The 8,269-nt window shown below is 64.9% G+C and carries 6 protein-coding genes; 1 reads left to right on the top strand and 5 read right to left on the bottom strand.

Going from position 1 to position 8,269, the window contains the following annotated elements; genetic code table 11:
• The 4 genes from deoC to AmiPiv_RS03750 all read right to left on the bottom strand — a co-directional run.
• A partial coding sequence (gene deoC / locus AmiPiv_RS03765) for a deoxyribose-phosphate aldolase (protein WP_445206888.1) occupies positions 1-777 on the bottom strand: 777 nt, incomplete at its 3' end.
• Between the two features lie 25 nt (positions 778-802).
• Complete coding sequence (locus AmiPiv_RS03760) at positions 803-1,777, bottom strand: nucleoside hydrolase (protein ID WP_340035898.1); 975 nt, start codon at positions 1,775-1,777, stop codon at positions 803-805.
• Positions 1,774-3,993 carry an arylsulfatase gene (locus AmiPiv_RS03755; protein WP_340035897.1) on the bottom strand — a complete coding sequence of 740 codons (2,220 nt, stop codon included), beginning with the start codon at positions 3,991-3,993 and terminating at the stop codon, positions 1,774-1,776. Before AmiPiv_RS03755 ends, AmiPiv_RS03760 begins: the two co-directional genes overlap by 4 nt.
• A 29-nt stretch (positions 3,994-4,022) precedes the next feature.
• Positions 4,023-4,844: a formylglycine-generating enzyme family protein gene (locus tag AmiPiv_RS03750; RefSeq protein WP_340035896.1), complete on the bottom strand. Its 822-nt coding sequence runs from the start codon at positions 4,842-4,844 to the stop codon at positions 4,023-4,025.
• Positions 4,845-5,068: 224 nt separating this feature from the next.
• Here AmiPiv_RS03750 and AmiPiv_RS03745 point away from each other — a divergent pair, with 224 nt between their 5' ends.
• On the top strand, positions 5,069-6,013 hold the full coding sequence (locus AmiPiv_RS03745) for a LysR family transcriptional regulator (RefSeq protein ID WP_340035894.1): 945 nt from the start codon (positions 5,069-5,071) through the stop codon (positions 6,011-6,013).
• An 18-nt stretch (positions 6,014-6,031) separates the two neighbouring features.
• Here AmiPiv_RS03745 and AmiPiv_RS03740 read toward each other — a convergent pair whose 3' ends face one another.
• A complete protein-coding gene (locus AmiPiv_RS03740; protein ID WP_340035893.1) occupies positions 6,032-8,263 on the bottom strand; it encodes an arylsulfatase in 2,232 nt (743 codons plus the stop codon).
• Between the last annotated feature and the right edge of the window lie 6 nt (positions 8,264-8,269).

Genomic DNA, 8,269 nt, shown 5'->3' with positions numbered 1-8,269 from the left:
GGCGCGGACCATGGCGAGGCCGACCGGCAGCGTGGCGTTGACGCTTTCCTTGCCGGTCGAGGTCTTGATGAAGTCGGCCCCCGCCATCATCGCCACCATCGAGGCGAGCGTGACGTTGCGCAAGGTGGCGAGATCGCCGGTGCCGAGGATGACCTTCAGATGCGCCTCGCCGCAAGCGGCGCGCATCGCCTTGATCTCGTCGTAGAGCTCCTGCCACCTGGCCCCGAACACCAGGCCGCGCGGGATGACGACGTCGATCTCGTCGGCGCCGTCGGCGACCGACGCCTCGATCTCGGCAAGGCGGGTCGACAAGGGCGCCAGGCCATGCGGGAAGGCCGTCGACACGGCCGCGACATGGATGCCGGAGCCCTTCACCGCCTCGACGGCGGTGGCCACGAACGGATGGTAGACGCAGACCGCCGCCGGGCGGATCACGGTATCGCCCAGGCCCAGTGCCTCGGTCAGATCGCGCCGTAGCGGGTTCAGCGCCTTGGCGCAGAGCCGGCGCACGCGCTCGTCGGTGTCGTTGGAGTTGAGCGTCGTCAGGTCCATCAGCGAGATGGACCGCAACAGCCACGCCGCCTGGTTGTCGGCCTTGATCGAGCGCCGCTTGGTCAGCGTCGCCACCCGCCGCTCCAGCGCCGAGCGGTTGACGCTGCGCATCGATTCCAGGAAGCCAAGGTCAAGCGCCATCCCCGGATTGCGCACGATCCCGTGGCCCTCAACCGCATTCGCCGCCAGACGCGACGCCAACGGCGTGACGATGGCTTGCTTCACAACCTCCCCGACTATCTGCATCGTCTCAACTTTCGAGGGTGCCAAGGATTGTGCGGCGGTAGAGTTCTGCATAGCGACCTGCATCGACCTGAAGAGCAACATCCACGGGTTGGCCGAGACTCGCGCCATTCAGCTCGGATTCCCCGCGATGAGACCGGCGATCGACGATCGTCTGGCCGCGCGAGCGCGATCCGTCGGTGCAGACGCTGACCGGAAACCGGCGCGTCGTCAGGCCTTCCGGGTCGACGACTGAACAGACGGTGCCGGCATCGCCGAGTGCGGCGATCGTTCCAGCGGGTATGCGCTTCTGGCCGGCGTCCTTGACCGCAAGATGCCGGAAGAGTTTTGCGCACAACTGCGCGACGGGCCGGCTCGAGGATTCCAGCGCCGCGACATCGTCTGCGGACACGGCCGCGCTGTAAAAGACGTCGAGCCCGTACATCATCGTCGGGATGCCGCTTTCGACGACGATCGCAGCGGCTTCCGGGTCTGCCCAGGTGTTGAATTCGGCGACCGGCGTGGCGTTGCCGACGCTGGCGCTTCCGCCCATGAAGACGATCCTCTCGAGCCTGGCTGCAACCTCCGGATACATGCGGATCAGCAGCGCCACATTGGTCAGCGGCGCAAGAGCGATGAGCACGGGCGGCGTCGGGCTCGCGAGGATCTGCTGGCGCATGAGTTCCACGGCATGCACGTCCGAAGCGCGCTCTTCCGGCACGTCGAGTTCCAGGCCGGCGAGGCCGTTGCGGCCATGGACGTGGGCGGCGTCGCGCGGTGCCGCGATCAGCGGGCGGGAAGCGCCGCGGGCGACGGGAACGGTTGCGGCCCCGGCGACGGCGAGGACCGCACGCGTGTTGCGGTAGACATCGTCGAGCGACGCGTTGCCGGCCACGCAGGTCACCGCCCGCAGGTTGATCGCCGGGTGAAGCACCGCGAATGCGAGCGCCAGCGCATCGTCGACGCCGGTATCGACGTCGATGAGGACTTGCAGCGGCATCATTCGGCGCTCTCCATCACCTCGGCCACCTCTTCTACCAGCGGCTGGTCGAGGAAATCCACTGTCAGCAACTGGAACGATTTCGCCTGATACGGGAAGTCGGCGGGATAGGCGTGGGAAACCCGGTCGGCAGTGTCCGAGCCGACATCAATTCCCCAGAACGACAGATGCGCGGCGGTTGTCGGTATGCGCGCCGCCCCCACCTTTTGGCGACCGTGCAGCAGGACGACCTCGGCGGAGTGGCCCATGCGGTTGTGCAGGGCAAATCCGGCTTCGAAGGTTCCGGTCGGAAGGGCGGCATCGGCAATGCAGACTGTGCGGTTGCCGAGCTGGACGTGCTCGAAGACCAGCCGCCCGTCCTTCACATAGAGCACGTAGCCGCCGCGATTGTCGCCGCTCGAGACCAGGACTCCCTCTTCGCTTGCGGCGCGATCGCGGAACGCGGCGGTGACTACCATCGAACGTTCCGAGCCGGTGATCATGCTGCTGATCGGAACATGGCTTTGCCCCGGACGGAAGACGAGCCTGTCGCGCGACATCAGGCCAATCGGCGGCCGGGCGCGCAGCAGCTGAACGAGGGTGCGGTCGTCAAGGGGCAGCACGTTGTTGGCTTCGGCTTCCTGCCACCAGCGGCCGATCATTTCCTTGAGCAGGTCAGGTTCCTGCCCTGCAAGATCCTGCGATTCCGAAAAATCGCCTTCCGTGTCGTAGAGCCGCCAGCAATCGTCTTCGTAGTCGACCCCTTGCCGATGTTCGGTGACCGCCCTCCAGCCCTCGTGCCAGAGGGCCCGGTGACCGAGGTTCTCCCAGTACTGCGTGGCGCGCGGCGCAGGCGCATCGGCATCCGCAAAGGTCGATGCGATGCTGCGGCCGTCGCAAGGCAGCGGATGGTCGAGACCCGCCAGCGACATGATCGTCGGAGCAAGGTCGATGACATGGGAGAACTGCGTCCGGACTTCGCCGAAGGAGGCGATGCCACCGGGCCAGGACACGACCATGGGCGAACGCACACCGCCGAGGTCGACATGCTGCTTGTAGCGGCGGAACGGCGTGTTGCCGGCCATGGCCCAGCCTTGCGGATAGTGGGCACCGCCATGGCGGGTGCCGATCTGATCGAGATGCTCAAGCTGTTCCTCGACGCTCTGCGGCATGCCGCTGTACGGGGCGTTGGTGTCGACCGCGCCGTCCTTGCCGCCTTCGCGGCTGGCGCCGTTGTCGGACAGCACGATGATCAGTGTGTTGTCGAGTTCGCCCAGCCTTTCGAGTTCGTCGATCAGGCGGCCGAGATGCACGTCGGTATGCTCGAGGAAGCCGGCATAGGCCGCCTGAAGATGGGTATAGAGCAGCTTCTGGTCGCCGGAGAGCGTATCCCAGGCGGCGACCTCCTCGTTGCGCGGCGCGAGTTCCGCCTCGGCCGGCGCGATCCCAAGCTCCTTCTGCCGCTGCAGCCGGTCTTGGCGAGTCGCGTCCCAACCCTTGGCGAAGACGTCGACATAGGGCTCGATGAACGAGCGCGGCGCCTGGAACGGCGCGTGCGTGGCGCCGAAGGCCAGTTGCAGGAAGAAGGGCTCCTCGTCGCGGAAGACAGTGTGGTCGCGGACATAGGCGATGGCGCGGTCCACCAGGTCTTCGGTGAGGTGATAGCCTTCGCCGAACTCGCGGTCGACCTGGTGGTTGTCCTCGCAAAGTTCCGGCGTCATCTGATCCGTGCAGCCGGGCAGGAAGCCGTAGAAGCGGTCGAAACCGCGACCGAGCGGCCAGTTGTGATGCGGGCCGGCCGGCGAGATTTCATGCGACGGCGTCAGATGCCACTTGCCGACGAGATAGCTGCCGTAGCCCTGGTCGCGCAGCATCGCCGGCAACAAGGCTACGTCGCGGTCGATGCAGCCGCGCGAATTGGGAAAGCCGGTGTCGGTGTCGGACAGGAAGCGCATGCCGACGGCATGGTGGTTCCGCCCCGTCAGCAGGCAGGTGCGGGTCGGCGAACAAAGCGGAGTGACATGGAAATTGGTATAGCGCAGCCCGCGCGCGGCCAGACTGTCGATGGTCGGCGTGCGGATTTCCGATCCGAAGCAGCCGAAGTCGGCCCAGCCGGTATCATCCAGGACGACGACGAGAATGTTGGGCTTCTGCTCCTTGTGATTGCAGCTCGTCGGCCACCACGGCTTCGATTCCGCGACGGTCCGGCCGATATGGCCGGGAAACTTGTCATGTTTCATTGCAGTTCCTCGAAATCAGAAATCGGCCCTCAGGTCGCACTCGCGCTGAGGTCGGCGGCACAGCGGAACCCTAGATGGCTCGAGGCTGCGTCGACGGCGTTGGATGTTCGCGCCGAGACGCGGTAGCGGTTGCAGTAGCTGCGGTGGCAGAGATAGGAGCCGCCGCGCATTGCCTTGAGCTGGGGCCGGCTCTCCGACCAGCTGTCGGCCGTCCATTCCCAGACGTTGCCGACCATGTTGAAGAGGCCGTAGCCGTTGGGTTCAAAGGCATTCGCCGGCGCCGTCGACAGGAAGCCGTCCTCGGCCAAATTGTCGAAGGGGAAGCTTCCCTGCCAGATGTTGCAGCGATGCCTGCCCGCCTCGACAAGCTCATTGCCCCAGGGATAGATCTTGTCCTCAAGCCCGCCTCGGGCGGCGATTTCCCATTCGATCTCCGTCGGCAGACGCTTGCCGCTCCAGGCCGCATAGGCCACGGCGTCATTCCAGGAAACATGCACGACCGGATGATCCTCGCGGTCGCGCCAATCCGAACCGGCGCCGTCGGGCATCGCCCAGTTTGCCCCCTTCACGGGCAGCCACCATTCAGGCGAACCCGTCTGCAGCGACAGCACATGCTTTTCGGCACTCGGGTGGAGCTGGGCATAGAAGACGAAGGACCAGCCGATCCGCTCCGCCTCGGTCAAATAGCCCGTTGCTTCCACGAAGCCAGCGAAGGCACGGTTCGTCACGGCTGCCCTGTCGATCAGGAAGCCGGGGCTCGCGACTGTCCGCCGCGGTCCCTCGCCGTCCTCCGGATAGGCTTCCGGGCCGTCATGGCCGATGTGCCAGCTGCCGGCCGGAACGGCGGCCATGTCCGAGCGGTCCGCCCTGCGGAACCCTGGCCTGGTCTCATGCACCGGGACCAGTTGCAGCTCGCCTTCCCGGACTGGTGAACAACACGGCATCGAGGCATTTCCTGGTGACGCCTGGGCTTTCGGCTCCAAGCCATGGTCTGATTATTTGACAAAGCCCGGGCACGAGCCAATACATTTAGGCTTGAAGGCAATTCCAATTGGTTATGAGCCAGGCGCACGCCATGTCGTTCGAAGTTCCCAATCTCACGCTACTCAAGCACTTCGTCATGGTCGCCGAGGACAAGGGAATTTCGAAGGCGGCAAAGCGGTTGCGCATCTCCCAGCCAGCGCTCTCAAAGAACATCAAGCGGCTCGAAGAGATGCTCGGCACGCGCCTCTTCGAAAGGCACTCCGGCGGCGCCGACCTCACCCCCACCGGACAGGCCTTCTTCAATCGGGCCCAGATCATCGGGCTCGAATACGAGCATGCGGTGCAGGAGATACGCAACCTGCTGTCCGAGCAGGATGCCACGATCAGGGTCGCGGCGGGGCCCATCTGGTCATCGACCATCCTGCCGGCGGCAGCCTCCCGCTTCCATAGGCGTTTTCCACGCCATCGCCTTTCGGTGCAGACCGGATCGGTCGACCAGCTTATCGAGGACCTGAGGCTCGGGCGCGTCGACATCTTCGCAGGCGCCGTCATCGCCAAGAGCAGGCTGCCGGATTTCACCTCGCGCCGCGTCGCCAAGGCGCAGCTCGGCATCATGTGCGCCGAGCATCATCCTCTCGCCAAGATCGAGGGGCCGGTCGATCCGAAGGAACTCGTCAGCTACCCGTTCGTGTCCTTCAACCTGAACAGGGACGTGCTGAAGACGCTGTCCGACTGGCTGAAGGAACGGGGCGCTCCCCCTCCCCGCTACCTGCTCGAAACGAGCTCGATCTACACCTGTGCGGAGCTGGCCCGCTCGGGCGACTACCTGTTCTATGAATCGACGATGGTGGCGAGCAGCCCGATCGGTCACGGGCTGAAGGTCCTCAAGACCGACAAGGAGATCTTCCAGTACGATCTGGGCTTCGTGTTCCGCCAGGGCATGGACAGGCTTCCCGCCCATAGCGGCCTGATGAAGGCAATGGTCGAGGTGTTCGAGGACAGGGGCTTGCGCAACCTGCCGAGCGCCGCCGAATAGGCGGCGATCCCCGGCACGTCAGTCGATGTCGCCGTCGGGCGGCACGATCTCGCGATCATCGCCGAGTTCGATCACCAGCCGACGGAGTTTGCCCCTGAACCGGAACTCGCCCTCGATGGCGTCGCACACGGGCGGCATTCCGCTGCGGCCGATGAACATCGGCGCGAGCGAGATACGCTGCAGGGTCTGATGCTCGCGGTCGCCGGCCTGCCGCACCCCGTTCACCAGGAGAGCGCCATTGCCCTTGAGCATGCCGGTCTTCCGGTATTCGAAGCCGAGCGAGACTGTGCCGAAATCAGTCAGCGGTGCCGAAACCAGGCGGGTGACCTCGCCAACATAGTTGTAGGCGTAGGTGAGCCGGCCGTCCTTCAAATAGAGGACATAGCCGCCGCCGCAATTGCCGTAGCTGACGATCGTTCCTTCCGAATCCGGATCGATCGTCACCTCGGCGGTGATGCGGTGCGAGATGTCCTGGGTCAGGGGTGCTGCCGATGACGGGATCGCCTCGAGCTGCGGATAGAAGACGTAGCGGCTGCGCGACCGGATGGAGTCGGGCTTGGCCTTGGCCCGGAAGCGAACCTCCCGGTCATCGAGAGGCATGACGTCGTACCTGCCGGCCTCCGCCCACCAGCGCTCCGTCATCTCGCGGAGCTTGGCTGGATGCTCGCCCGCCAGATTACGGGTCTCGTTGAAATCCTCGTCCAGCTTGTAGAGCTCCCAATCGTCGAGCTCGAAGTCGTCTCCGCGCTTGTGCTTGGTGACGGCTTTCCACCCCTTGTGCCAGATGCCGCGGTGGCCAAACATCTCGAAATACTGGGCGTCCTTGCGCGTGTCTGCATCGGGCGCATCGAAGGTATAGGCGAAGCTGGTGCCGTGCACCGGCATCTGGCTGACGCCCTTGTAGACCTCCGGCGCCTCCACACCGCAAACTTCGAGCACGGTCGGGGTGATATCGACAACATGGTGGAACTGGTGACGGATGCTGCCCTTGTCGGCGATGCGCCTGGGCCATGACACGATCATCGGATCGCGCACGCCGCCGCCATGGGTGAAGGACTTGAACAGGCGCAGCGGCGTGTTGCTTACCTGGGCCCATCCCCACGGATAGTTGCTGTTGCTCCGCGGGCCGCCGATCTCGTCGATTTCGGCAAGGTTGCGTTCGAACGACTCGGGTATCTGATTGAAACGCTTTAGCACGTTGGTCGTGCCCTCCGGGCCGCAGTCGATGGAGGCGCCGTTGTCGGAGATGACCACGATCAATGTGTTGTCGAGCTTGCCGGTGGTCTCGAGGAAATCGAGAAGCCGGCCCAGTTGCTCGTCGGTGAATTCGAGGAAGCCGGCGTAGGCCTGCTGCAGCCTGACGGCGACCCTCTTCTGGTCGGCCGAGAGCTGGTCCCAGTCTTCGACCCCCGGGGCATCGGGCGGCAGTTCGGTCGAGGCCGGCACCAGGCCCATCGCCTTCTGCCGGTCGAGCCGCCGTTGCCGGACGACGTCCCAGCCGCAATCCCAGACGCCGTCATAGCGATCCATGTATGCCTTCGGCACCTGATGCGGGAAATGCCCGGCCGAGAAAGCGAGGTTCAGGAAGAACGGCGTGTCGGGCGCCAGCGAGACATGTGTGCCGAGCATCGCAATCGCCTTGTCCACCAGGTCGGCGGTCAGGTGATAGCCTTCTTCGGGAGCCTTCGGCTGGGCGACCGCGTGGTTGTCCTCGACCAGTTCCGGATAGTACTGGTCGGTGCTGCCGTTCATGAAGCCGTAGAAGCGATGAAACCCGCGGCCGAGCGGCCACTGGTCGAACGGCCCGACGGCGGTGATCTCATCGGTTTGCGCGACATGCCACTTGCCGACCGCGAAGTTGGCGTAGCCGGCGCTACCCAGCATTTCGGCGATCGTCGCCGCCCGATGCGAGATCGAACCGCGACCGTTGCGGTAGCCGAAGTCAAAATTGGCAAGACAGCGCATGCCGACGGAGTGGTGGTTGCGCCCGGTGAGCAGGCAGGCCCGCGTCGGCGAACACATGGTGGTGGTGTGGAAATTGCTGTAGCGAAGCCCGGTCCGGGCCAGCCGATCGAAATTGGGGGTGCGGATCTCCGACCCGAAGCAGCCGAGGTCGGCATAGCCGACGTCGTCGAGAACGACATAGATGACGTTGGGGCTGTCCGCAGCCGGCCTGGGTCTCGTTTCGAACCAGTTGTCGGACTCGTGATAGGTGCGGCCGACACGGCCATGGATGCGGTCACTAGACATGGGCGC

The sequence above is a fragment of the Aminobacter sp. Piv2-1 genome (assembly GCF_037625995.1).
In the GTDB taxonomy this organism is placed as follows: Bacteria; Pseudomonadota; Alphaproteobacteria; order Rhizobiales; family Rhizobiaceae; genus Aminobacter.
The sequence above is the reverse complement of the archived record's forward strand: the minus strand, read 5'-3'. Positions and strand labels throughout refer to the sequence as shown.

Bases quoted from the DNA above. Each gene is read 5' to 3' on its own strand.
- AmiPiv_RS03760 (WP_340035898.1), bottom strand. From the start codon at position 1,777: ATGATGCCGCTGCAAGTCCTCATCGACGTCGATACCGGCGTCGACGAT.
- AmiPiv_RS03755 (WP_340035897.1), bottom strand. From the start codon at position 3,993: ATGAAACATGACAAGTTTCCCGGCCATATCGGCCGGACCGTCGCGGAA.
- AmiPiv_RS03750 (WP_340035896.1), bottom strand. From the start codon at position 4,844: ATGGCCGCCGTTCCGGCCGGCAGCTGGCACATCGGCCATGACGGCCCG.
- AmiPiv_RS03745 (WP_340035894.1), top strand. From the start codon at position 5,069: ATGTCGTTCGAAGTTCCCAATCTCACGCTACTCAAGCACTTCGTCATG.
- AmiPiv_RS03740 (WP_340035893.1), bottom strand. From the start codon at position 8,263: ATGTCTAGTGACCGCATCCATGGCCGTGTCGGCCGCACCTATCACGAG.